This window comes from Aliiglaciecola sp. NS0011-25, from assembly GCF_040370605.1.
Taxonomy (GTDB): Bacteria; Pseudomonadota; Gammaproteobacteria; order Enterobacterales; family Alteromonadaceae; genus Aliiglaciecola; species Aliiglaciecola lipolytica_A.
In genome coordinates this window covers 95,225-119,783 of the sequence record NZ_BAABWR010000016.1, presented here as the reverse complement: position 1 = coordinate 119,783, position 24,559 = coordinate 95,225, and the positions used below count along the sequence as shown (strand labels likewise).

19 protein-coding genes and 1 other RNA gene are annotated in these 24,559 nt (G+C 40.5%); 3 read left to right on the top strand and 17 right to left on the bottom strand.

From position 1 onward, the window contains the following. The 3 genes from ABWV72_RS14910 to ABWV72_RS14900 form a co-directional block, all read right to left on the bottom strand. Positions 1 to 1,353 carry a MotA/TolQ/ExbB proton channel family protein gene (locus ABWV72_RS14910; RefSeq protein ID WP_216050121.1) on the bottom strand — a complete coding sequence of 451 codons (1,353 nt, stop codon included), beginning with the start codon at positions 1,351 to 1,353 and terminating at the stop codon, positions 1 to 3. A gap of 6 nt (positions 1,354 to 1,359) precedes the next feature. Continuing rightward, positions 1,360 to 2,121, bottom strand: coding sequence for a DUF3450 domain-containing protein (locus ABWV72_RS14905; protein ID WP_216050120.1), 762 nt, complete (start codon positions 2,119 to 2,121; stop codon positions 1,360 to 1,362). Positions 2,122 to 2,550: 429 nt separating this feature from the next. After that, positions 2,551 to 4,377: a tetratricopeptide repeat protein gene (locus ABWV72_RS14900; RefSeq protein WP_353371451.1), complete on the bottom strand. Its 1,827-nt coding sequence runs from the start codon at positions 4,375 to 4,377 to the stop codon at positions 2,551 to 2,553. 72 nt (positions 4,378 to 4,449) lie between these two features. On the opposite strand from ABWV72_RS14900, the gene ABWV72_RS14895 reads away from it, so the two are divergent. After that, positions 4,450 to 6,069: a tetratricopeptide repeat-containing sulfotransferase family protein gene (locus ABWV72_RS14895; RefSeq protein WP_353371449.1), complete on the top strand. Its 1,620-nt coding sequence runs from the start codon at positions 4,450 to 4,452 to the stop codon at positions 6,067 to 6,069. A 50-nt stretch (positions 6,070 to 6,119) separates the two neighbouring features. On the opposite strand, the gene ABWV72_RS14890 is transcribed toward ABWV72_RS14895, so the two are convergent. From ABWV72_RS14890 to ABWV72_RS14875, 4 genes are all read right to left on the bottom strand, one after another. Next, on the bottom strand, positions 6,120 to 7,283 hold the full coding sequence (locus tag ABWV72_RS14890) for an aspartyl/asparaginyl beta-hydroxylase domain-containing protein (protein WP_353371447.1): 1,164 nt from the start codon (positions 7,281 to 7,283) through the stop codon (positions 6,120 to 6,122). A gap of 47 nt (positions 7,284 to 7,330) precedes the next feature. Continuing rightward, on the bottom strand, positions 7,331 to 8,350 hold the full coding sequence (locus ABWV72_RS14885) for a sulfotransferase (RefSeq protein WP_353371445.1): 1,020 nt from the start codon (positions 8,348 to 8,350) through the stop codon (positions 7,331 to 7,333). Then, on the bottom strand, positions 8,331 to 9,236 hold the full coding sequence (locus ABWV72_RS14880) for a class I SAM-dependent methyltransferase (RefSeq protein ID WP_353371443.1): 906 nt from the start codon (positions 9,234 to 9,236) through the stop codon (positions 8,331 to 8,333). Before ABWV72_RS14880 ends, ABWV72_RS14885 begins: the two co-directional genes overlap by 20 nt. A gap of 96 nt (positions 9,237 to 9,332) precedes the next feature. Further along, positions 9,333 to 11,993, bottom strand: a complete 2,661-nt coding sequence (locus tag ABWV72_RS14875) for a TonB-dependent receptor domain-containing protein (protein WP_353371441.1) — start codon at positions 11,991 to 11,993, stop codon at positions 9,333 to 9,335. Between the two features lie 664 nt (positions 11,994 to 12,657). Between ABWV72_RS14875 and ABWV72_RS14870 the strand changes: the two genes are divergently transcribed. Then, positions 12,658 to 12,930 carry a late competence development ComFB family protein gene (locus ABWV72_RS14870; protein WP_216050114.1) on the top strand — a complete coding sequence of 91 codons (273 nt, stop codon included), beginning with the start codon at positions 12,658 to 12,660 and terminating at the stop codon, positions 12,928 to 12,930. 40 nt (positions 12,931 to 12,970) lie between these two features. Here the strand turns inward: ABWV72_RS14870 and ffs are convergent. Then, an RNA gene (ffs, locus tag ABWV72_RS14865) (signal recognition particle sRNA small type) lies at positions 12,971 to 13,067 on the bottom strand. A gap of 176 nt (positions 13,068 to 13,243) precedes the next feature. Then, positions 13,244 to 14,296 carry a Glu/Leu/Phe/Val dehydrogenase dimerization domain-containing protein gene (locus ABWV72_RS14860; protein WP_353371439.1) on the bottom strand — a complete coding sequence of 351 codons (1,053 nt, stop codon included), beginning with the start codon at positions 14,294 to 14,296 and terminating at the stop codon, positions 13,244 to 13,246. A 222-nt stretch (positions 14,297 to 14,518) separates the two neighbouring features. Here ABWV72_RS14860 and ABWV72_RS14855 point away from each other — a divergent pair, with 222 nt between their 5' ends. After that, the gene (locus ABWV72_RS14855; protein ID WP_216050112.1) at positions 14,519 to 14,986 is read left to right on the top strand and encodes an Lrp/AsnC family transcriptional regulator; all 468 of its coding nucleotides are present in this window, start codon (positions 14,519 to 14,521) and stop codon (positions 14,984 to 14,986) included. A 7-nt stretch (positions 14,987 to 14,993) separates the two neighbouring features. Here ABWV72_RS14855 and maiA read toward each other — a convergent pair whose 3' ends face one another. The 8 genes from maiA to ABWV72_RS14815 all read right to left on the bottom strand — a co-directional run bounded on the left by maiA (position 14,994) and on the right by ABWV72_RS14815 (position 24,440). Beyond that, positions 14,994 to 15,647, bottom strand: coding sequence for a maleylacetoacetate isomerase (gene maiA, locus ABWV72_RS14850; RefSeq protein WP_353371437.1), 654 nt, complete (start codon positions 15,645 to 15,647; stop codon positions 14,994 to 14,996). 49 nt (positions 15,648 to 15,696) lie between these two features. Continuing rightward, positions 15,697 to 16,716 (bottom strand): fumarylacetoacetate hydrolase family protein, encoded by a 1,020-nt coding sequence (locus ABWV72_RS14845; RefSeq protein ID WP_353371435.1) that lies wholly within the window; start codon positions 16,714 to 16,716, stop codon positions 15,697 to 15,699. A gap of 19 nt (positions 16,717 to 16,735) precedes the next feature. Then, positions 16,736 to 17,878, bottom strand: coding sequence for a homogentisate 1,2-dioxygenase (locus tag ABWV72_RS14840; protein WP_303499451.1), 1,143 nt, complete (start codon positions 17,876 to 17,878; stop codon positions 16,736 to 16,738). Then, positions 17,871 to 18,968, bottom strand: a complete 1,098-nt coding sequence (hppD, locus tag ABWV72_RS14835) for a 4-hydroxyphenylpyruvate dioxygenase (protein ID WP_216050108.1) — start codon at positions 18,966 to 18,968, stop codon at positions 17,871 to 17,873. The genes ABWV72_RS14840 and hppD overlap by 8 nt, the downstream gene beginning before the upstream one ends. 206 nt (positions 18,969 to 19,174) lie before the next feature. Beyond that, positions 19,175 to 20,731, bottom strand: a complete 1,557-nt coding sequence (gene tyrR, locus ABWV72_RS14830) for a transcriptional regulator TyrR (RefSeq protein ID WP_216050107.1) — start codon at positions 20,729 to 20,731, stop codon at positions 19,175 to 19,177. A 204-nt stretch (positions 20,732 to 20,935) separates the two neighbouring features. Beyond that, complete coding sequence (gene phhA, locus ABWV72_RS14825) at positions 20,936 to 21,736, bottom strand: phenylalanine 4-monooxygenase (protein WP_353371432.1); 801 nt, start codon at positions 21,734 to 21,736, stop codon at positions 20,936 to 20,938. Between the two features lie 213 nt (positions 21,737 to 21,949). Next, positions 21,950 to 23,002 carry a YcjF family protein gene (locus ABWV72_RS14820; RefSeq protein ID WP_353371430.1) on the bottom strand — a complete coding sequence of 351 codons (1,053 nt, stop codon included), beginning with the start codon at positions 23,000 to 23,002 and terminating at the stop codon, positions 21,950 to 21,952. Between the two features lie 4 nt (positions 23,003 to 23,006). Beyond that, on the bottom strand, positions 23,007 to 24,440 hold the full coding sequence (locus tag ABWV72_RS14815; protein ID WP_353371428.1) for a YcjX family GTP-binding protein: 1,434 nt from the start codon (positions 24,438 to 24,440) through the stop codon (positions 23,007 to 23,009). Positions 24,441 to 24,559 lie beyond the last annotated feature (119 nt).

The following is a 24,559-nucleotide window of genomic DNA, read 5'->3' as shown; positions in this document are numbered from 1 at the left end:
TTATGCTTTCTCCGACTCTGCGTGAGCAGCTACTATGCCCGCAGTTTGTTCGTCAAGGATATGCACGATTGATTTACTACGACCAGCAACGATGCTGTGCATAAGGATTAGCGGAAGAGCCGCGATAATACCTTGAGCTGTAGTTACCAATGCCATTGAAATACTTCCAGCCATCAATCTTGGGTCACCAGTACCGAACAACGTAATTTGTTGGAAGGTAGCGATCATACCAAGTACCGTACCTAGTAGACCTAGTAACGGAGCGATAGCAGCAAAAATCTTAATGATGTTAATACCACTTTCAATAGAAGGAAGTTCTTTAAGGATAGCTTCATCCAACTTCATTTCTAAGTTTTCAGTGTCAGCAGTTTTGTTTTCGTTGTAAACCTTTAATACACGTCCAAGTGGGTTGGATGATGAAGGAGAACCAGGATTATTTAACTGTGAACGCATTTTGCCACTGATAAGTGTAAGTGTGATGATTTTGTAGAAACCAATCAACAAACCAATCACCAACATTACAGTGATTGTATATCCAACTGGACCACCTGCATGGTAACGCTCTTCCCATGTTGCTTTCTGTTTCAATAGGCCAAGAATCGCACCGCTTGAAGGATCAACAAAAGTAGGAATAATTCCTGAAGTAGAAGCGTATAGTTCGCGAGCTGTTTCAGCTTGGAACTCGTCTGGTTGACGACCTAAAGGTTGAACTTTTTCTTCTTGATCATCATATACTAAGTAACCTACTTCACCGACCAAGTTAAATGCACCAACGCGCACGACTTCTTGTTGTGAAGAACCACCTTCAAGGTTGATTACTTCAGTATTGAAACGAGCAATTTTACCTGACTCAGTCATTTCAGTTTGAAGAGCAATCCACATATCTTCTAATTCGCGGATATTTGGAAGACCTTCAGACTCTTCTGACATTCTTTTTAGGAATGCAGCACGACCAGGGAACTGAGCGCTAACAATTGATGTCGCGATACGTCCATAAGACTCAGATGCAGCTTGGCGAACAACACCAAACATTTCACCAAGGTCACCAGTTGCCATGTCTAGTTCTGTGCTTTTTTCTGTTAACGTCACTTCGTTATCAGAAAATTGCTTAGCAAGACGATCACCACGAGCTTCTTCGGCTTTCAATGCTGCTTGAGCACTTCTTAATAGAGCTTGTTTGTCTGCACGAGCTGATTGGAACTCAGCTTCACGTTTTTTATCAAGTCTGGCTTCAGAAACACGATTCTGCTTCACTTCATCTAGTAATTGATCAAGTGTTGACTGAGCGTGCGCACCAGATGCTAAAAGTGTTACTGCTGTTGCAGCGAATACGGATTTAAATGTTAATTTCATTTCTTATTACTCCGCAGCTGGAATGGGTAGTTTAACTAGATTAACTGGCAATTGTTTTCTTGCCATACGAACTGCTGCGATACTAGATTCTAAGTACTCGCTGCCTAGCTCGACCCAAGTGCGTTCTGCAGTGTCCCACATCCATGCATTCTTTTGGTCTAGAGATAAAGCGATTAATGCGGTGCGACCTAGGTTAAAGAAATCAACCGTAATGTCAGTACCGTTATAAGTCATGTTGCCTTGGTAAGCTGAAATCTTCGAACCGTAATCCAATTCAATTTGGTAAGCTTCGATAACTTGGCGGAAACGCTCTGAAACAGTAACGTTAGAGTTACCCATAACATCACGTAAACGTTCTACACGCGCTCTGCGCTCTGCCATTTTAATTGGAACATCAGCTTCAATGAATTTTTCAAGACTGTCGATCATTCTGAAAAGTAAAGGAACGATACCGCGCTTAGTTTCATCAATTTGGTCGATTTGTCTTTGCAAAGAATCGATACCGCGTTGTTGGTCAGCAACTAGAGTTGCAACATAATCATTGTAAACTTTCAGATTTTCTGTTTCGTCTACAACTGCACGATAATCTACTAAAAGTTCTTGTGATTGTTGAAAGAGATTATCAATTTTCTCTTGAGATTTTGCTGCAGCAACATGGATTTTAGCTTCTTCTTTATGAAGATCATTCAATGTATCTGCAGAGACTGCACTACTACCAAGTACAAATGCACCCATAACGGTAGAGGCAATAAGGGTTCTCTTGCTCATTTTGGACATAGTTCCCAACCAATTTTCTTGTTATGAATCCCAGTCTAGGTGAAAAGTTCACTGACAAGGGGCTATATAATTATTTTTAGGATTATAGTGTTATTCCTAAACAGATTTAACACTATTGCACTCGAATGGTCACACGGAAGTTATCGAGTTGTCAAGATATCGTATGCCACACTTTAGCATTTAGTGACTAACGGTAGTTTTTATAATCAAAGAAGCATAAAAAAAACCGCATTACCACAGTATATAGGACTTCGAGCAGCATTTTCATATTACACTTTCTATAAAAAATTCAACTATTTTGTGAATAAAAATAATGTAATTACGACAATTTATTCAAAAATAGCGATAAAGAGCTGGTAAGACCATTTATACGAAAGTCTATAAACTTAGTTTAGGTCAGTTTTTCATCTAACGCATAATTCATTTTGCTGAATTATTGGGCAATAAATCAAACGCCACAGACATTCTTTCTTGCGTATCATGAAAAGGTTCTGTGCCATGCCAAAAATAGGATGGGAATAAAACTAACTGGCCCACTTCAGGTTTTACCCATTTCTGAGCTTCAAGTGCATTCGCTAATTTAATACCAGGTTTGCCAAAATGCAACCAGCCTTGTTTACTAGAATCATTGACAACCGGAGGGATATGTACATAAAAAGCACTACTGAGCCAGCCTTTTGGATGCACATGAGAAACATGAAAGCCTTTATCGGTTAACTTAACCGACCAATTTGCCGAAAACTCAATACTTTTGCCAGCATGTTTATAAAATGGATGATTGGGATCTAAAACCAGATTAACCAATAAAGCATCTATCGTTCGTTTCAAAGCCGCCCGGAGTTCTTGAATAACCGGGACTTGATGTCCAAACAGATTGCCCATGGTTTGTGTTCCATGCCGCAGAGATTGATCCAGAGGATTCCGCTGGCTTACATGAATTTCATCTAACGCAACACGTAAGCGCTGACTAAATTGTTCAATACTCTCATTATGATCCGCAAGCATTAAAGGGTGTTTGAATACCATATTTTGATAATCACAAAGACGCTCATATTCAGGACTTTTTAACTGTCTTAATGCCGTGGTTTTAAGCGCCCAAAGCAATTGGTCATCAGGCGCTGATAGGAGCATCTTATCCAGCAATTTGTTTGCCTGCTGATTTTCATCTAAAGCCAGATAGGCCTTAACCAATTTTTCATTTTCAGTCATCGACAACGCTGTTTTCGATGACTGTTTAGCGTTTAAATAGCTAACAATAGATTCGTGTTTGTTTTCTTTTTCCCATAATATTAATTGCAGACTATTAGCTACATGCTTTTTATCTGAATTAAGTTGTAGCTTATCAACAAGCTGATTAGCTAGCGCAAGTTCATCGACTTTCACTAAACCAACTATATAATCGACAATTAATCCGTCCGGCATTGTTTCGATTGGCTGTCGGCTATAGTGAGATAGATGATTATCATCATTCATTTCATATTTTAAGGAACTAAATACTTGGTTCAGTTTACGATTATCTGGCGATTTTTCGATACCTTGTTGAAGAATATTCAATGCTTTTTCCGGCAAGTTTAAATCTAAGTATGCCAGTGCCAAGTCTTCATAAGATTCAGGATTTTCAGGGGCGATAGTAAGCCTTTTATAGAATAACTCCGCTGCTTGTTGATAGTGTCCTTGGTGTTTCTTCAACCAAGCTAACTCAGATACAACCAGTAAATTATTAGGCTCTGTTTGTAAAAGAGAATGTAATAGTTTTTCGGCAGTAGCGTGTTCATTGCGCTGTTGTAAAATACGACTTCGCCCGAGCTTTGCGTCAACACAATCCCTTTGCATATCCTCACATTTTAAAAATGCCTGCTCTGCTAATTCCAGCTCATGCAAATAGAAATAAGTCTGTCCTAACTTTAGCCAAATTTGCGGACTTTTATTATCCAATGACAAACACTGTTTGAAGTGATTCAGGGCTTGCTTAAATTGGTTAGCGCGAAAAGCGATTTTGCCTAGCGCATAGTACAAATCCACTTGTTTCGGGTTGCCCAGCAAAGACTCGGAAAAATACCGCTTAGCGTCAGTGTCTCTGCCTAAACGCTCATATGCAGACCCCATGGCTCTGAATAATCGAAAGTCTTTAATGCCCAGATCTTTTAAAATCAAGAAATGAGTTAGAGCTTGTTCAAATTGGCCTTTATGCATTAACTGCATGGCCATGTTCAAACGTTGTTGCGCGCCTAAATTTGGATTTTGCATAAGAATCAGGTAATAAAATCAGGTTACAAGTGGCTATCAACCGAGTTGCGAATCAAGGTAAGATACCATTTAATGAAATCCAACCCAAGATTAAATCCAGAGTCTATTTTGTCGCAAAGAACCCTACAACTATTACATGACGCACAGCAATTATTAGCCAACGGCAAACTTACTTCGAGCCGGTTAGCAGTGAATAAGATTTTGCGTAAAGAGCCAAAACAAACAGATGCATTGATAATCAGATATCAAATTGAGGCTGCAGAAGGCCAATTTGACACTGCTTTGGATCTGCTAATAGGGTTAGTGGATGAACATGATTTAAGTGAACGCCAATTAATGACTTTGGCTGGGCACTTAAATAAGTTGGAGTTGTATTTTTTACTGAATAAAGTCCTGGATAAACTCATTGCGTTGCATCCACTAGATATGAAAATCAAATACAATCAGAGTTTATGCTTAAGTAAAATAGGACAGATACAAGCTGCTATTGAGCTTGCTTTAGTTTGCGAGCAAAACAATTTTGCAGATCCCCTATTACTGCTAAATCTTGGGCATAATTACAAAGCCTTTGGCGACACCCCAAAAGCAGCTGAATATTATCGAAAGTATATTAACCAAGATCCAGCTAACAGTGGCTATGGTTATTGGGGTTTAGCGGACCTTAAAAATTATGTTTTCAGGTCACAAGAAATTGAGGATATGCAGGACAAGCTGGCAAAAATCGCACAAGGACAGCCAGAAAATAAGCCAGAATTAATCGAGTTTGCGTTAAGTCATGCTATGGCCCAACAGAAGTCGTACTCACAAGCTTTACAGTTTATGACAGCCGCCAACGCTAAACTGTCGCAACTACGTCCTTTTAAACAACATGGCTACCTCCAGTTAATAAACGAATTGAGTCACTATACTCCGGTATCACAAAATATAGAGCCGTTAACTAGAGAGTCTGTGACTCCCATTTTTATAGTCGGTATGCCTCGCTCTGGTACGACTTTAACGGAACAAATTTTGGCTAGCCATTCTCAAGTAGCGGCAACCGATGAACTCCCCTACATTGAAAGAATCGCCATGCAACTGAGTCGCAAACAAGGCTATTCACAAAGCCTGTTGAACATGACGGATGAGCAACGTTTACGCTATTCTGGATTTTACCTAAAGCAAGCTAAAGCTTATTTAACTGAAGAACATCCGTACATTATTGATAAAAACCCCACTAACTATTTACACATTGCCTTAATTTTAGCTTTGTTTCCAAATGCAAAAATCATCAATTTAATTCGAGATCCTTTCGATAATGCGATGAGCGTCTACCGTCAGCATTTTAGCCATGGAAATGACTTCAGTTTCAATTTAGCAGCAATTGAAAGTTATGTATCTGGGTACGTCAAGATAATAGGACATTGGTCTAAGCAATTCCCCGAAAAAATATATCATTTAGATTACGCTAAGTTGGTATCCGAGCCGCAAAAGAATATTACTGAACTGCTCGAATTCTGTGGTTTGCCAGTAGAGAATGCATGTTTTGAATTTTTCAAATCGGATAAGCCAGTGTTAACGCCAAGCGCTAGCCAAGTTCGCCAACCAATTCATAAAAACGCCCTTGGAAGTGCTGATGCTTATGCTCAATATTTACCGCAATTTAAACAACAAATGGACTCGTTGAAAGCACTCATTCAATCAACGTTGAGCTAGAATACTGCCAAAGTAATCAAGCACTTGAGCACAGATAATCACATTAAAGTCTAAGTAAGTTTACCGTGGCAGTGTTTGAATTTGCGCCCAGAGCCGCAATGACAGATATCATTCCTACCTAACTTTGATTTTTCAGGAAGGTCATTTTTTTTATTTTCATTGTGAGCAGAAGCCTCTGCAGGTCTGCCCTGTTGTGACGTATTTTGGCCAACATTTATGTTGGGATTGTCATCGGCTGGGCTGTCTAGATAACTGTCTTTTACTTCCACATTTAACGCCGGATCAATCATACAATGCAAAAACATGCGCGTCGCCTGAGTGCCGTTACTAAGCTCTAAGCTGCTTTCAAGATGCATAACACCTTCATAGGCCTGCTGACGTAATTTGTGATATGAAGGCCAGCCTTGTTCTGTCAAACCATACAGGCCCCACAGTTCTCGCCATTGATAGCAAAATGCTTGGACTTTATGAATCATCTCATCTCGTTGCTGACGGGGATTAGTTTTCACACAGCGCAAATCTGAAATAAGATCATTAGCCAAGCCTTCCATTTCACCGGGAGAAAGGACTAATGGCGTGTTAAAACGTTCGCTTCTAAAATTCCCGTCACTGTGCGGATTAAATGCCACATGCTTAATCTGCTCTTGGGTAAAAGCATCATTCAGCCAGGGTACATGACCATTTTCAACCATATTCCAAAAATTACTCGAACCACAGATATCAATAACAAGATGTACCCTAAATAAGTCACTTTGATTATCAACTCTGTGGTACTTCCACGAATCAAAAATCCACGCTTCGCCGGCTTTCATATGCACTTGTTTATCACCGCAATAAAAGACCACATTAGGATTAGTCACAATGGGAATGTGAATACGGACGCGTTTATACCAATGGTAGTTAATATCTGAATGCAAAGGCACTTCGCAACCACTTTCCAACCCCATCAGACGCGAGCGACCTATCACTTCTCCAAAACTGGCGATAACCTGCTTTAAATAAGGAGTCTCAGCCAATACAGACGTAGCGGCCATAGGTCCCTTAAACAGATTATTAAACTGACCGTTCAACGACACTAGAGGGATAGAGAGGTTACCTTTAAACCCTTCGTGATGAGGCGCCCACAAACTGCGATCAAGCTGATTGATTTCCGTTTGTAAACGCTTTTCGTCAAAGTGCAAAGGAAGCTGAATGAATTCGTGTTTAAGTTTCAAAGCTGTCTTTCCATTAGTGTTATCTTACTGCTAAGCTAGCTGAAGGTTTATTTTACAATAATACCGTGACATTGCTTATACCTTTTCCCTGAACCACAAGGGCACAGAGCATTGCGAGATACTTTGGGGAATTCTGGACTGTTTTGTATTGCTGCGCTCGGTCTTTGGCCTACAACAGCATCAAAATTCGTATCAATTAGATCAAGTTGACTTAATCCCCTACATTTCAGCAAGCTGTTAATTTTAGTCAATGTATTCTGTAGATGTGGTAATTGCTGTTGGACTTCAATTTGATTGCGCTTCCACTTATTTTTGTTAGGCGGCGATAATGTGTAACGAGATAAAGGTAAGCGTTGCAAACTTTGGGAAAACGGTGATAAATGAGAAAATTCGGTCAATCTAGCAATTACTTCCATTGGCTGTGTAACTAAATCTTGATAGGACACGACTTCAAACTGATTTGTTGGTAGCTGCAATAAATTGTTGAGGATGGCATCATTAGCGGCTTGCCACTGAAACCGCGCTACTTCGGCTTTACTGGCTGCTTTATAATCTTGCCAACCATCGGGCAACAAAAATGACCATCTAGAATCCGTAGCTGTAATCTCGGGATAGGTCACAAATCGACCGGAGCGCCAGCCATCCATGATGCTACTAATATTTTCACGCGGATCTCTTACTAGATAAATGAATTTAGCATCAGGGAATACCGAAAGTAAAAACGGAATACGCAGCGCATTTTTTGGGGTTTTTTCAAGTAAGCGAATTTGCTGCTCAGAACCTGCGTTAGTCTGTCCATTTGCTTTTCTTGCTGCTTGGTAAAACCTTGTTTGTAGGGTTTGAATCGTATCATCATCCGCATCATCACTATCTAGTCTATTCGATACATATCCTCTAGCAACCGTACTCAGCGCTGGTATATGTTCGATAATTTGATGACTCTCTCCTCCAACAGTCCAAAGATCGGGATGCTTAGCCAAAGTTTCAAATAATAAAGTGCTGCCAGCTCGAGGCGCCGACAAAATAATAATGGGTTCAATAAGTTTATTAGTTTGCTTTAGTGCCACTTATATATCGCCCTATCATTTTACCATTCTCAAAAATGTGTTCGTCATTCAGTAAATCCAGACCATATTCTTTTAGCAGTGTAGTTAATTGAAGATGTTTTGTTTCGTTCATTGCAGCTTCAACAAGATCGGAAAGCCTGACAATTTGACCGTCTAATTCATTTAAAAATATCTTCAAATCACTTTTACGTTGTTTCAACTCAAAATTGGGATTCATCACATGCTTTAGGAAAACGGGAAAGTTTGTACCCTGCAAGCCAGAAGCATGTTTTGCTGCAATACTCGCAATATCAGAATTTAATTTTTGTCTTAGCTGATCGGTAATTGCAGATTGTTGTCCATACTTCGCAAGTCCATTAAAGAGTTTTCTAAGACTATCAATAACCTCACTATTTAAAAGCGCTTTGCCGGCATTAAGAATGTGTATATTTGGCTTAACGATAGTCGAATCACATTCATGTACAACAAAGTGAAATTGCCCTGCGGGTTTGATTACCCTTGATACCTCAGACAAACTTTTCGGTAAACTAGAATATTCAATCCCGAATTGAGATACCACACAATCGTAACTCTGGTCTTGCAAGGGCATATCTTCAGCTGAAGCTTCTTCAATGAAGTCTACCTTGTCTAAGTTCTGAAAAATCTCAGGTAGAGATAATTTAGCGCTGTCCAAACCAGTAAAATATAAATTAGGATTAATTTGGATACCTAGAGCAATAATAGAACCATTACCCGTACCTATATCCAAAACCTTGTTGTTGTGTGCTACTGCTTTGAACACCTCTTCCCAAAGGGATTTTAGTGCACCGGTATAATTGTCAGAAAAATCATTGCCAAAAGACGTCATATGGCCTTGTTGCCAATATTGGCTCCAATAACTACTCAAAGGTTACCTCACTATAAATTTTCAATAAAAAAGGCCGATAAAAATCGGCCTTTTCAATTTTAACACTTGGTTTCTAGCGTATTAGAAACTATCGAATTAGAAGCTAATTGTATAGTTTATACGGTAGTCACGACCAAAGTTGTTATACAAGTCTTGGTCATCCCAAGTACCTGCAGAAGACAACACTGGATCTTCGTCAGTCAAGTTGTTAACAGTTAGGGTAATCGCACCATACTCACCAGCGTTATACGTGTAAGTAAGGTTATGGATTAACCAGCTATCAAGCTTACCTGAAGTTAACCATACACTGTTGTCAGTAGTAACATCGTCATCTGGGTCAGATAAAACTTCTGCTTCAGTAGTACTGTCAGTGTAAGTAGCATTCCAAGCTAGAGAATGATCGCCAATAGACCAAGAAACTGTAGCTACAGATTTGAACTCTGGTTGTCCAGACCAACCCGCAGTATCAACAGTAACGCCACCCAACTCTTCTTCATAGGTCAAGATAAAGCTGTTAACGTTGTTGAAGCGGAAATCACCGAATTCAGTTTCAAACATACCAGTGAAAGTTAAATCAACACCTTCAATTTCAAAACCAGTTCCGTTGAAATAACCAGTACCAGCTTCTAGCAAACGACCGCCATCTGCGCCGTCAACACGAACTAAGTAGAATGTGTCGCTATCAACATCGTCGCCAGGTGATTTAGCTGTAATCAAACCAGCCGCTTCATCAAGTAAAAGACTATCAACAGTTTTAGTTTGGATAACGTTATCGATAGATAGCTTGAAGTAATCTACTTTAACAGCAAATTCATCAGTTACATCCCAAACTACACCAAGGTTCACATAATCAGATTCTTCAGCACCTAGCGAAGAGTTTGATTTGTAGTAAGTATCGAATTGACCTTCGTTACAGTTAACAGCTTCTATGCCGTTAGCTTCACATTGACGGTAATCGGTTGCAGCTTCAGCACTAAATGTTGTAGCAGCATTCAATTCATCCAAGCCAGGAGCACGGAAAGATTCAGAATAAGATGCACGAAGTACAACGCCATCTGCTACTTCCCAACGAGCTTTAACAGAAGGAGAAACGTTATCACCAAAATCTGAGTAATCATCGTAACGAACAGCGAAGTTAACTTCCACTTCGTCAGTTACTGGTAAAATTGACTCATAGAACAAAGAAGTGATATCACGCTCACCTTGAGCACTGTTACCAGCAGAACCACCGATTAGACCAGCTTCAGACTGACCGTCGTAAATATCTGCATAAGTTTGTTCCATATATTCAGCACCAAAATAGTGAGCTACAGCGCCACCATTTAGTTCGAACATATCAAAGCCGATACCAGCATACCATTGGTTAAACGTTGACTTAGAGTTTTGCAAAGTAGTTGCTTTCATGTTTGCAACACCTTCTTCAGAACCTAGGTCGATATCGTTAGCTTCATTGTAAGCTAGACCGCCGTAGCTTAAGTAGTACTCACCAACAGATTTGTTGTCAGCAACGTTATTGTGGAAGTAAACTTCCCAAGATGCGTCATTCCAATCAAGGTTACCACGAAGACCAGTAGTATAATCTTGGTTGTAGTCATCAACGTTACCGTCACGAGTACCGATATCAACCCAACGGAAATAACCGAATACTTCTTCGCCGTAAGGGTTATGAGGGCTATCAGCAGGTACGCCATTCCAAGGAGCAGCTGGAGGAGCATAACGTCCGAAAGAACTGTTTTGTACAAACATTGCTTGACCGAACCATTCAATGTCTTCAGCAACTTCATAGTTAGCGTTTACGTATACTGTATTACGGTCAACAGATGCTGTGTTGAAAGAAACGTTAGCATAACCATAGAAACAACCAGTTGAACCTGGGCTATATGCTTGGTCAGCGTTTGCTTTGATAAACGCATCGCCATATTCGGAGATTAGGTCATCACAGATAAGAGACGCTTGCATTTGGCTGCCATCTGGTGAAACTAAGTTAGCACCGTAGAAAGAATAACCGCTTGTCTCTTCATACTGAATTACACCGTCGCCGTTTAGGTCAGATGCTTTTGCTTTAGTATAATCACGAGCACCGTCAGAGATACCTTTACGCTCTTGGTGATCGAAAGCAAATGTGATGTTACCTTTATCGTTAGACACACCGCCTACGATTGAGAATTCTTTAGAAGTTGTGCCTTCGTCGTTATCACGGTGACCTAAACCACCAGAGAAAGTCAAACCTTCATAGTCATCTTTCAAGATAACGTTTACAACACCAGCCATTGCGTCAGAACCGTATACCGCTGAAGCACCTTCAGTCATGATATCGATACGCTCAACAGCAGCAAAAGGAATTGCGTTAAGGTTAGCAGAAGCACCACCTAGCGTAGGTGAACCTGGGAAACGACGGCCGTTTAATAGAACTAGAGTACGTCGAGAACCAGCACCACGAAGGTTAATTGTTGCTTGTGATTGCGCAGAGCTACCAGAACGCTCTGAGAAAGAACCGAACGAGTTCAAAGAACTGCTACGAAGTGCGTCAGCAACTGAGAAGTCACCTTCCATTTTAATATCAGCAGCGCTGATAGAAATAACAGGTGATGCACCTTCAAGGTCGGTACGTTGGATACGAGAACCGGTTACAGAGATTTTCTCTACGCCAGCTGAATCTTGAGCAACAGCTGTTGCAGGAGCCAATACTGCTGTTGAAGCAGCACCGACAGCTAGAGCCATGCGAATTGACTTCGCTAACTTTGAATTTGTATACATGTATGTCTCCCTGGACCACTATTAAATAGTGTTAGTTTTGTCGCTTATGCGACTTTTTATTAGTAAGGTAGTGAACCTCGCACTGAATAATAAACACATCGTAGTGCTGTGGTCAACTCGTTGTATTAGCCTATTACATAAAAGTTCAATATATTTCATAAGGGAATAAGTAACTAAAAGTTTACGCTTTCAATAGTGGTTAATTTGAAAATATTTACTTGATTTAATAACAACCAAGTATTTCAAATAGAATTCTATTCAATTTATTAAGTACCTACCTATATAACCAAGCCACCACCCCAATAGTAAAAGCCGACAACTGAACAACGTAAACCCTTGATATTATATAAAATAATTTTATTTCCAGATTTTGCAAGCGGGGCTTTTTTAAGTGTTTTTTAATTTGAAATAGGTCAATTTCAATACTCAGATATTATTAATCGCCCCTTATTTATATAAGATTAAACGGGTGTTAAAAGCGTGTTAACAGCAGGTTTGCTCATCAAAATTTATTTTTTACTGATTTGGACAGGCTAATTCAGCTGATTATTGATATTGATTATTATTTGTTCACACCACTGTGTTAGAAGAAAAGCGGTTGGTAATATTAATTGATTCAACTAAGCTAGAGCTTCATAGGATATTTAGGTGAGAACAAGCAATAATGAAACTAGATGATGACATCCATAATTATTATGAACATCTTATTTTAGAAAGAATCGAATCAATGGATCTAACGTCCAACAAATCCTCAGACTATATAGCTGACTTATGTTGCCTAGCGCTGAATCAACTTCCACCAAGATACATACGTTTCGACGTAGACATGTCTTTTTATCTTCCACAAAATGAACGTCAGCAAATGGAAATGAATGTAGTTAATGCGGTATCTAAAGCAATGAGCTACTTAGATAATCCTAAACCAGAAAAGTCTTAATGCTTGGACTAAATAAAAGAAGGGGGAAAGTTGGGTGGCGGCCCCTCAGCCACATTCCGGCACATGAGTCGTCTGCTACGGCTGCTCCCTTCCGGGCCTGACCGATTTCACAGAGTATCATTGCGGAAGGACCAAAAGGCCACCATAGAAACTCGAATTCAGTAACCTTAATAAGAATTAAGAGTCATTGAATCGGCGCGCATTATGACCAAAGCCGTATTAATATGCAAGGTTGAATTCACCTACTTACAACTAGTTGCTGAATTTTCATCCTACAAGTTAGCAAAAGCCACATTGCGCACTGTGCAATTGATTATTCTGATAGAAAGCGTTCTTCAGCCATCCGATTAGAAATCACATTGGTTGGTTGCTGTTCTGCTTCCGCGCGTTCATATATTTGCGTTAACGTATCAGCTATACCTTCAATGTGGCTGCGCATCGCTTCTGCAGTGCTGAGCATACGTTGGTGGTAAATGTCGATAACACCACCAGCATTAATAACGTAATCAGGGGCATAGAGCACGCCTTTTTCACGCAATAGCTCCCCCATCGACTCCCGCGCCAATTGATTATTTGCCGCACCAGCAATGACTTTCGCTTTTATTCTGTTCAAGGTTTGTTGATTGACAGATGCTCCCATGGCACAAGGCGCATAAACATCCACATCAAGATCAAAAATGTCATCCGGACTAACCGCTGTTGCTGCAAACTTTTCAACGGCCAAATTAACATTATCAGGATAGATATCCGTCACATAGAGTTCTGCGCCATGCTGATATAGATGCTCAGCTAAACGAAAACCCACATGTCCCATCCCCTGAACTGCTACTTTTACCCCTTTTAAATCCGAACCTAACGCATAATTAACTGACGCTTCCAAACCTTTAAACACACCGTAAGCTGTAGAAGGCGCTGGGTTACCATCGGCTTCACCACCGTCAACACGGTACTTTGCTTGAATTCCAGACACATGAGCCGTATTTTCAGCCATGATCTTAATGTCAGATACCGCAATACCAGAATCTTCAGCAGTGATGTAACGTCCGCCCATTTGCTCAACAAAGGTTCCCATAGCCGCCATCAGCTCGGGACTTTTTTGTTTTCGGGGATCACCTATGATGACCGCTTTGCCACCGCCCAACTTTAATTGCGCCATGGCTGCCTTATAGGTCATCCCTTTTGATAATCTCAGTACATCATTGAGTGCTTCTTCACTGCTTGCATAAGGCCACATTCTGCAACCACCTAGAGACGGACCAAGGTTTGTATTGTGCACCGCAATAATTGCCTGCAAACCGGTTTTTTTGTCTTTAAAAAACGCCACTTGTTCATGGCCATCAAATTCTAAGTGATCGAACACTGACATTGTGAAACCCTATAAATAGATTGTTATTTTTCAGTATAGTAGCGCAACGTGCTGAGGATATGTTTTGCTAAGATTTTTACACTGACAGAAAAGACGCAATCCTGTAACGATTGGATTCCAACATTTAGGATAATTATCCTAGTATCTTCTCTTGAAAAAGATAGAGATTTTGCGCATGCTCCACTATTAAATAAAATAATCCACTTTTGACAAGACCACCTTATGAAGTTTGATAAATTTGACCGTGAAATTCTACGAGTTTTACAAAAAGACGCCACTGTATCTATGGCCGAATTGAGCCAAAAAGTAGGCCTGTCTCACACGCCTTGTTGGCGTCGCGTAAAACGCATGGAAGCCGATGGTATTATCAAGCAGAAAGTTACCATCTTAGATAACAAAAAACTCAACCTTGGGGTATCCGTATTTATTTATGTGACCTTGAAAAATCACGATGGTGAGTCCCTCAACGAATTTGAAGCTTCAGTGCAAAGCATCGATGAAATTGTTGAATGTCACACCACCAGTGGAGACAAAGATTATTTATTAAAAGTCATTGTTGAGAGTATTGAAGAATATGAACATTTACTCAAAAGTAAGCTCACTAACTTGCCTTTAGTTGATCATCTTAGCTCTACGTTTGCCCTCAAACAGGTTAAGAACACCACAGAGCTACCAATTAAAAACATATAAGTTCAACTTACATAGCATCAACCTGGTTTTCAGGTTTGGCATCGATAAATGCCTGTAGTTGGTTACAATTGTTAGCGACACGCTGAATCAAAGGGAACTGATTCATGTCTACACCATATCGTTCAGCGTTGTAAACCTGAGGAATTAAAAATACATCAGCCATGCTGAGATCGAATCCAAAACAATAATCAGCAACGGTATTCGTCAGTCTTTTTTCAATTCCTTTGAAACCCGTTTCAATCCAATGTTTACACCATTTTGCCGTGTCTTTATCATTAGCTTGAAAAGTTGTTTTCAGGTGGCCCAATATTCGCAGGTTAGTAACCGGTTGGACATCACAAGCAATATCCTGAGCAAATGCGCGCACTCTCGCCCTGTCTAAACGATGAATAGGTACTAATTTTACCGGCTCTTCATAACGTTCATCGATATATTCAATAATCGCCATCGATTGATTGAGAAAAATATCTTCATCGTCGTCTACAAAAGTTGGAACCAACTGGGCCGGATTGAGAGCTGTGTATTGCTCACTAAATTGCGAACCACCATCTTTTGCTAAGTTAACCGGCACATAAGTATATTCTAGTTGTTTTATATTAAGTGCAATTCGAGCTCTATATGAAGCAGATGAACGCCAATAACCATGTAAATATAAACTCACTTGTTTCTCCTCGAAGCAACGATATATGCAAATGTCATAGATTCAGGTATTAACATAACTCAGCCTCAACAATTTGTTGTTCGATGCTGCCGAATATATTGTTTCCATGCTCGTCTTTCATTTCAATTTTGATGTGATCACCAAACTTCATAAATTCAGTGCTAGGCTCGCCATCTCGAATGGTTTCGATCATCCGCACTTCTGCAATACAAGAATAGCCTACACCACCTTCAGCAATGCTAGTCCCATATTCGGTGCCTTGCTTGTTAGAGACTGTGCCCGAACCAATAATAGTCCCAGCACTCAAATTACGACTTTTGGCTGCATGGGCAACTAACTGGGAAAAGTCAAAAGTCATATCAATACCGGCTTGAGGGCAGCCAAATAGTTCGTGGTTATATTCAGAGATCAGTGGCAAATGTACTTTATTATCAACCCATTTATCAGCCAATTCATCAGGCGTAACGGCCACAGGCGAAAAAGCAGAAGCAGGTTTGGATTGAAAGAAGCCAAAACCTTTGGCTAACTCGCCAGGAATTAACCCTCGCAAAGAAACATCATTAACTAACATAATTAATTTAATATGTTGCCTCGCGTTTTCAGGAAGTGTTCCCATGGGCACATCATCAGTGACTATTGCCACCTCAGCTTCAAAGTCTATTCCCCATTTATCACTGGGTAATGGAACATCGTCGGTTGGGCCAATAAAGTCGTCAGAGCCACCTTGATACATTAGCGGATCATTCCAAAAACTCTCTGGAATCTCAGCACCTCTGGCTTTTCGAACTAACTCCACATGATTAACATAAGCGCTTCCATCTGCCCATTGGTAAGCTCTAGGAAGAGGAGACTCACATTTTTTACTGTCAAAGGGCAAGGTATCTGTGAGCTTTGAGGCATTTAATTGTTGATATACTGATTCTAGTTTAGGGCTTGTCTGCGCCCAATCATCCAAAGCCTGTTGCATAGTGCTAGCAATTTCAGTCACTAAAACACATTGGGTTAGCGTTTTATTTACCACCACTAGTTGACCGTCGCGGCTGGCATTTTTATAACTTGCTAATTTCATGGCAATCCTTTTTAAATAATTATTTCACTTGCCAACTATTTACATAGTCGGGGTTTTCAACCAATGAAGATATTTCAGAAACTTCCAAAGCGTCCCTCGTATCCAACATCACAGCCACTTCATCAGTGAAGGTTTTTTTATGCGCTTTGCCAGCAGCAAATGCTTTAGGATGCGGTCCGTGAGTAAAACCAGCGGGGTGAAAAGTCACCATACCTTTTTCGATATTGTCACGGGAGAAAAAGTCACCTTGGTGATAAAACAAGACTTCATCGTAGTCGTCATTGTTATGGTAGAACGGCACTTTCAATGCACCTGGATCACTTTCTATTGGTCTTGGAACGAAGGTACAAATAACAAACCTACTTGCAACAAAGGTGGTGTGGGCCGAAGGCGGTAAATGATATCGATGGCTCATTAATGGTCGAATATCTCGCCAGTTAATGCGCACTACGCTCAAATCACCGTGCCAGCCTACCGCATCGAGGGGGTTAAATGGGTAAGTCACTTCGGATATTTGATTGTGGCGCTTTATTTCCACTTGCCATCTTTGTTCGCTGTATTGCGCTTTGAATTTTTGGTTTATCGCAGGGACATCTAACATCCCAGCGTCAAAAATAGCATGGGGACCAACCAAGCCTTTTTCAGGCAATTGATAGCTATCGTTGGTCGCTTCAATCATCAGAATCTGCATATCTGAATCAGGTTCAATACGCCACAAAGTTGCACGAGGAATGACCACGTAATCGCCCTGAGTTATACTCAAATGTCCATAATCACAATATAATTGCCCTGCTCCTTGATGAATAAATAACAATTCATCACCGTCGGCATTTCTGGCTAATTTTTGCATTGCTGTGTGACAATGCCACATACGATATCGACAATGGGCATTGAATAATATTTCAGCAGCGCTCCACGGAGAATTTCCGTTCATCTCAACATTTTTGTGTTGCAACAAATTTAAATCAAACGCCCTTGGCCGCAATGGACCTTGCCAATCAATCCAACCGGTCGGTGCATGGGTGTGATGCAAATGTGTGGCTGGTCCAAAAAATCCGTTGCGGCCAATTTCCCGTTCAAAAATAGCTTGTTCGGGAAAATCAGCATGGGCTTGGCGCGAGCAAGTTCCCTCTTGCCGAGGAAAATGAATCCATTTACGCATCAGATTTTTCGCCGTTATTTTCGATCACACCTCGTCTAATTTGATCTTGTTCAATTGATTCAAACAAAGCTTTGAAATTGCCTTCCCCGAAACCTTCATTACCTTTGCGTTGAATGATTTCAAAAAATACGGGACCAATCACAGTGTCAGTAAAAATCTGTAACAAAATCCCATCTTTCATTGGCGCACCATCGATCAGTATTTTCAGCTCTTGTAAGGTCGCGAGATCTTCACCGTGCCCCTCTACTCTGTTATTTACATTCTCATAATAGGTATCAGGAGTATCCATAAATTTAAGACCGCGGGCTTTCAAGGTTCGCACGGTTTCATAAATATCTTCGGTAGACAAAGCGATATGCTGGATCCCTTCACCATTGTATTCGCGGATGAACTCTTCAATTTGAGATTTATCATCTGATGATTCGTTAATAGGGATACGTATTTTGCCGCAAGGAGACGTCATGGCTTTGCTGACTAATCCGGTCAATTTGCCTTCAATATCAAAATAACGAATTTCTCTAAAGTTACCTATACGCTCATAAAAATTCGCCCAAACCGCCATATTCCCGCGTTTAACGTTGTGGGTAAGATGGTCAAGTACAGCTAGACCAGCATTGGCACTTTGCATACGCTCTTGCCAATCCGGATAGAACTTGAAATCAATGTTATAAATTGACTCATCACCGTAGCGATCGACAAAGTACAGAGTACTTTCGCCAATCCCATAAACTGCAGGGATATTTAATTCCATTGCCCCCAAATTACCAACAAATTGCTTAGCACCATTTTTCACGGCATGCTGCAATGCTTTGCCTGCATCTTTGACGCGAAATGCCATGCCACAAACACTAGGACCACGTAACCGAGCAAATTCCTCTGCTTGCGACGCGGGCTCTGCATTGACAATAAAATTGATATCACCTTGTTTGAACAACCAAACACGTTTGGAACGATGCTGTGCAACTTCTGCAAAACCCAGCGATAGGAATAAATCTTTAAGATCCTGAATGCCCTTATCATCAGCTGCGGTGTATTCCACAAATTCGAAGCCGTCACAATGCAAAGGGTTATAATGAATGTCTGTTGTCATAGGTATTTCTCGCAAAAGTTAAACAAGTAGATGTCTATACTTAAGCCTATTATTTAGCAGAACAGAAGTATCTGCTTTACAATAGTTTTTTACTGAAAACCTCAAAATTTGTAACGTAATTTTTACATTTACCTGCAGGCATTAAAAAGCCGCTAAAAAGCGGCTGTTTATGTCAACAAAAATGAACAGTACAAAAATAACTGTACCTAAATTTTTACAGTCTTCTTATTGATGCCATATTCGCGTAATTTGTTTGCAATTGCGGTATGGCTCAAACCTAACTTTTTAGCAAGTTGACGAGTGCTGGGATAAAATGGATAGAGCCGTCGTAACAAGCTTTTCTCGTATCGCTTCACTTCTTCTTCCAACGAGCCTTCGAACTCTTCAGGGATAAAGTTTAGGTTTGTTGAACTGCTCGGCAGTTGAATATGCTCCTTGCACATTTCATTACCTTCCAGCAAAGACAATGCGCGATAAAGGGCGTTTTCAAGTTGCCTAACGTTACCTGGCCAAGAGTAAGATTGTAAATAATCGACACATGACTTACTTAATTTAGGCGCTCGACGACCCAATTTCATGCAATGTTGCTTAATGAAGCGATCAGCTAAGGGAATGATATCGGATTTTCGTTCACGCAACGAAGGCACGGTTAAACTCAACACATTGAGACGATAATAGAGGTCTTCTCTAAACTGCCCTTCTTCAACTAACTTAGCCAAATCTTTTTGAGTTGTACAAACGATTCTGACGTCAACTGTCACCTCGTTGCTATCTCCAACCCTGCGAAATGTTCCATTTTGCAGTACTCGCAGTAACTTAGACTGTAAGTGATCTGACATATCCCCCACTTCATCTAAGAAAAGAGTTCCACCTTTGGCTTGTTCCAAAATCCCCGCTTTACCTTCGGTTTGACCAAATTCTCCTGGGGCATAGCCAAATAACTCTGTTTCAGCCACATTATCCGGTAATGATGCACAATTGAGCGGCAGAAATTGCCCACTGGCTCGACGACTTGCCTCATGGCAGGCTCTTGCTAGCATTTCTTTGCCCGTTCCTGTTTCGCCGAAAATTAAAATAGGCCCATCTAATTCGGCCATCCGAGTGGCTTCTTTGACGACCTTTTTCATTACATTGCTGCTGGCCTGCACAGAGGCGAAACTATCATTGCTGATTTGGTGGAATACGGTAAGTTGTTGCTCCAATCTAAATTCAGATTTAAGCATTAGCAAAGCGCCGGCTAAAATAGACGAGCCACCAGCATCCGGTATCATGACAGGCAATATATCAGCTAAAAAATCTTGTTCTAAAAAACTAACTTTCTGGGTCTGTGCGGTAGCAGGATTCCCTTCAAACCATTTTTGAAAAGTAAAACCACGCACAAATTCGCCAATCTCTTCACCCAACAAACTTTCAGAGCTTTGTTCGACACTTGCGGTTACGGCTTCGTTAACCAGCAAAATACGCCCTCTAGTATCTAAAGAAAATATGGGATCGGGTAGAGTTTGCAGCAATGCGCGAAGCTGATTTTGCTCCCTTTCTATTGGCATGAAAGGCGTTGTTTTAACGTCTTCAATGCCTTTAATACGCCGGATTTCTGGCATAAACTGCTGAAAATCCTCAAACTTAATATTCGGGAAGTTTAAGAAAATTTTTCCCGCAATATCAATTTCAATGCCACGTAAATCAATTTCGTAATTAACTAATATGTCTAATACATCTTGCGCTATGCCCAATCTGTCCTGACAAATAATTTCCAATCGCATGGGGTCACGATCCATAATAAAAGGTGTAAAGATATTATTACAAATTATAGGGGTTGTCTTCAAATTCAGTGAGGTGGGTAACCTAAATTTAAGACAAAAGGTGAAAAACGTTCCAGTTTTAACATGAAGCGTTATTTTTAATAGAAAGTATCGTTATCAACCAATCGAACAATTCTTAGGTGTATATCTGACACTATTCGAGAGTTAACTAACTAACTTATCTTTGCTTTCAAAAAGCGGCGCTTTTAAACCTAATTTTTTCGCCGTATTCACCAGTGCCATAATATCGAGCTGGGTTAATTCAAACAATTGATCAAAGTGATTTAATGTGAAATAAACCGGTTGCATGATGTCAATGCGATAGGGAGTGCGCAGTGCCTCTAGTGGTACCATCTCTTGTCTTATTGGTTTATCACTTGCTAAGGCATAAATCGTTTCACCAGGTGAAGATAAAATCCCTCCCCCATAAATTCGCGTCCCGTCTGCTGTGTGCAACAAACCAAACTCAACGGTGAACCAATATAATCTAGCTAAGTATGCTCTATCCTGTTTATTCGCTGCCAACCCCAACTTTCCATAAGTATGGGTGAAATGTGCAAAAGATGGATTGGTTAATAATGGGCAATGGCCAAATATTTCGTGAAAAATATCCGGTTCCTGAAGATAATCAAAATCCTCACGATTGCGAATAAATGTGGCGACCGGAAACTTTTTATTGGCTAATAAAGTGAAAAACGCATCAAAGTTAATCAGTGACGGAACCTGTTCCACCTGCCAACCTGTGGTGGCTGCTAGAACCTGATTCACTTCGCCTAATTGCGGAACTCTATCTGCAGGCAAGTCGAGTAATCTAAGTCCTTGCATAAACTCATCACATGCCCTATTTTGAATAATCGCAATTTGTCGTTGGTATAAGTCTCTCCAAACCAAATTCTCACTTTGTGACCAGTCAACAAGGCCATTTTGATCCATACTTCGAGAAGAATATTTAGTTGTTTTTGGCATTTGTATTCCTCGACTTCCCATCTTGCAAAAGTCTTATTCTGTTCGTTTTTCTTTCAATCTAGATGAAAGAAAAACGTGCAATTTGCTAAATCTCAATGTCTTTAAGTCTACTTAATTAAGATTAAAGGAACAGAAATCGAGGTATATAGAGTTTTTCAAAAAATGTAACATTAATTTTACATAAGAACAGAGTTTTCCATTAAATACAAAAACTTATGATGTTACCTTTTTCAAGTCAGCAAGTAATTGTTGGGTAAGTTTTGACAACCCAGGAGGTTTACTTGCAATCCAAGGCAAGGGACGACATGCATGCATTGCCTTTATTCCAATTCGTGTGGTTAACACGCCCGCGCCTAAACCTTGAGCGACTCTTGATGATAGTTTCCCCGTTACCCCAGCGCCAAGTGCATAATTTCCTGCGTCACTTATAATCTCCGCAGCGCCAGCGATTAGCATTGATTTAAACACTCGTTTAACCAAACTAATTCGTCCCCAGTATCCTAACTGAATCCCGTAACATTGGCTCACTTGTTTAAGCATGACTAAATTGCGCCACAAAACTACTGCCATGTCTAATAACGCAAAGGGACTCACGGCAATCATAGCGGCCGAAGCAGAAGCATGTTTAGTCACACAAGCTAAGGCTTTTTGGTCTACTTTTTGGAGCACTTTTTGATCAAATAACTGCAAAACTTCACTATCAACATGATGTGCCTGTACGGTACTTTTCCATTGACCAATTTCCGCTTCATATTCATTTGCAGGCAAATTCGCGATCAGCTTTTCACAAAATCCTTCTGACTGTCCTATGGTTGGTGCCGCGAGCAATTGCAGTGCTTGTTGTTTAAATTCATCATGCCGTTTGAGGTGCGCCAGTCCGCGCCATTGGGAAAATAACTCTCTTGCTGCCATCACTACAATCAACGAAAACAAAATAAGCCAAATAGCCGACAAAAAATCTTCAGTTAAATAAACTTCGCGAATGAACAAAGCGAGTTCGGCGCAGCCAAGCCCTAAGGCCAACAGCAGTAACCAGAATAATTTAGAACTCTTTGCTGTTTTTAGGTTTTGAGGATCATCAAAATCATCGGTTTGCTCTGTTTCGGGGCTGCTTTGCTCCCAAACCACATCAGCTTGCAAAAGCGTGGCAGGCTTAATTTTATGGGACGACTCAACTGTTGCTTGCTCTGCCCCGTCATTTTGCTCTTCTGTCAGTATTAAACTAGATTGAATACTGTCCTTAGCAGGTTGTTCTGATTGACTCATAACTTCACTCCAGTTTGTCACCTAACACAAATTCCAATACATGGTCTAACCGTATATGTGGAAAGGCACTTTTGTTGTCGCCTTTTGGCATCGGACGAAAATTCGGAAAAGCAAAACCTTGATGCTGCCAAAATGACTGTGCAGGGCATTCTTTAGGCACTTCTCCTGGAAACAAAGTAATTGCTTTACCTTCAATAGTGGTGCCTTTAAGCACTTGAACAGCCTCTCCATTTAGTATGCTACTGCCTACTTGTGAGGTACGTATGGCGCTAAAAGCAGTGGATTCGGTTGCGACTCCTTCATATTGAATATGCTGTCTAGCCTCATGGATCATTGATTCTAAAAGCATCACCAAATTAGGTTGTTGCTCTGGGGTTATATGGTCTGATTTACTCGCAGCAAACATCAGTTTGTCGATGTTAGGTGAGAATATTCGTTGTAAAATATTACTGGTACCATAGTGAAAACTGCCTAATAACCAATTGATGGCTTTGCGTAAATCATTAAAACTATGGGCTCCCATATTCAAAGCAGATAAACAATCGACCAAAATAATTTGTCGATCAAAACGTTTAAAATGCTTTTTGTAAAACGGTCGAATGACTTTTTTCTGATATTGTTCAAAACGGCTGCTCAGCAAATCCAATAATTCAGAGTTTTCACCGTTAGCTTGATTGTCAGACGCTAACTTCAGTTGCGCTGGATTTAACGGAAAGAACTGCAACACAGGCGCCCCCACTAACTCGCCCGGTAGCACAAAACGACCAGGTTGAATAAGTTGATAACCTTGAGCCTTACACTCATGAAGAAACTGGGTAAACAGGTTGGAAATATGTTGAATTTGCATCTCATCTGCAGTCCCAGTCAAATCTAAGTTATTCAATTCAGATTTAAAATCCTCAGCCAGTGAACTCTTAGTTGGATCGTGCAAGTCGTCCCAAAAATTCTGGCACCACTGCACATAATCCAATTCTAATAACGGTAAATCGAGAAGCCATTCTCCGGGATAGTCAGTAATATCCAATGTTAAGGTACTGTATTCGGATACTAATCTGCGCAGTCGTGACTGATTGCGATATTTAATTAGCAGCCGCACCTGAGACACTCCATTGGTAGATTCTGGCCACTTTGGTGGTTCACTGTTTAGGCTTTCTAGCCCCTGTTCATAGGCGAAACGGGCAACGGTTACATCTGGCTGAACGTCGCGCTTAACACCAATTAGTCGATTCTCAGATACCACCGAGAAAAACGGCAAATCAGATGACTCTCGCGCATTCAGTAATTGATTTACCAAAGAAGTGATAAACGCGGTTTTACCACTTTTACTCAGGCCCGTCACCGCTAGACTCACGTGATGATCCATCAGCCGGTTCCCCAACACTTTGGCTTGATCTTGAAAACGTTGCACTGAAGAGTTTTGGGTTATTTTAGATAGCAATCAAATGACTCCTGAGATGACAAAACAGGTTAGCGAGCGAAGTACAATAAAAGGATATTACCTGTGTTTAATTTACAAGCAAAATCTGACTGATAAGTTAATCACGATGTATGCAAGGG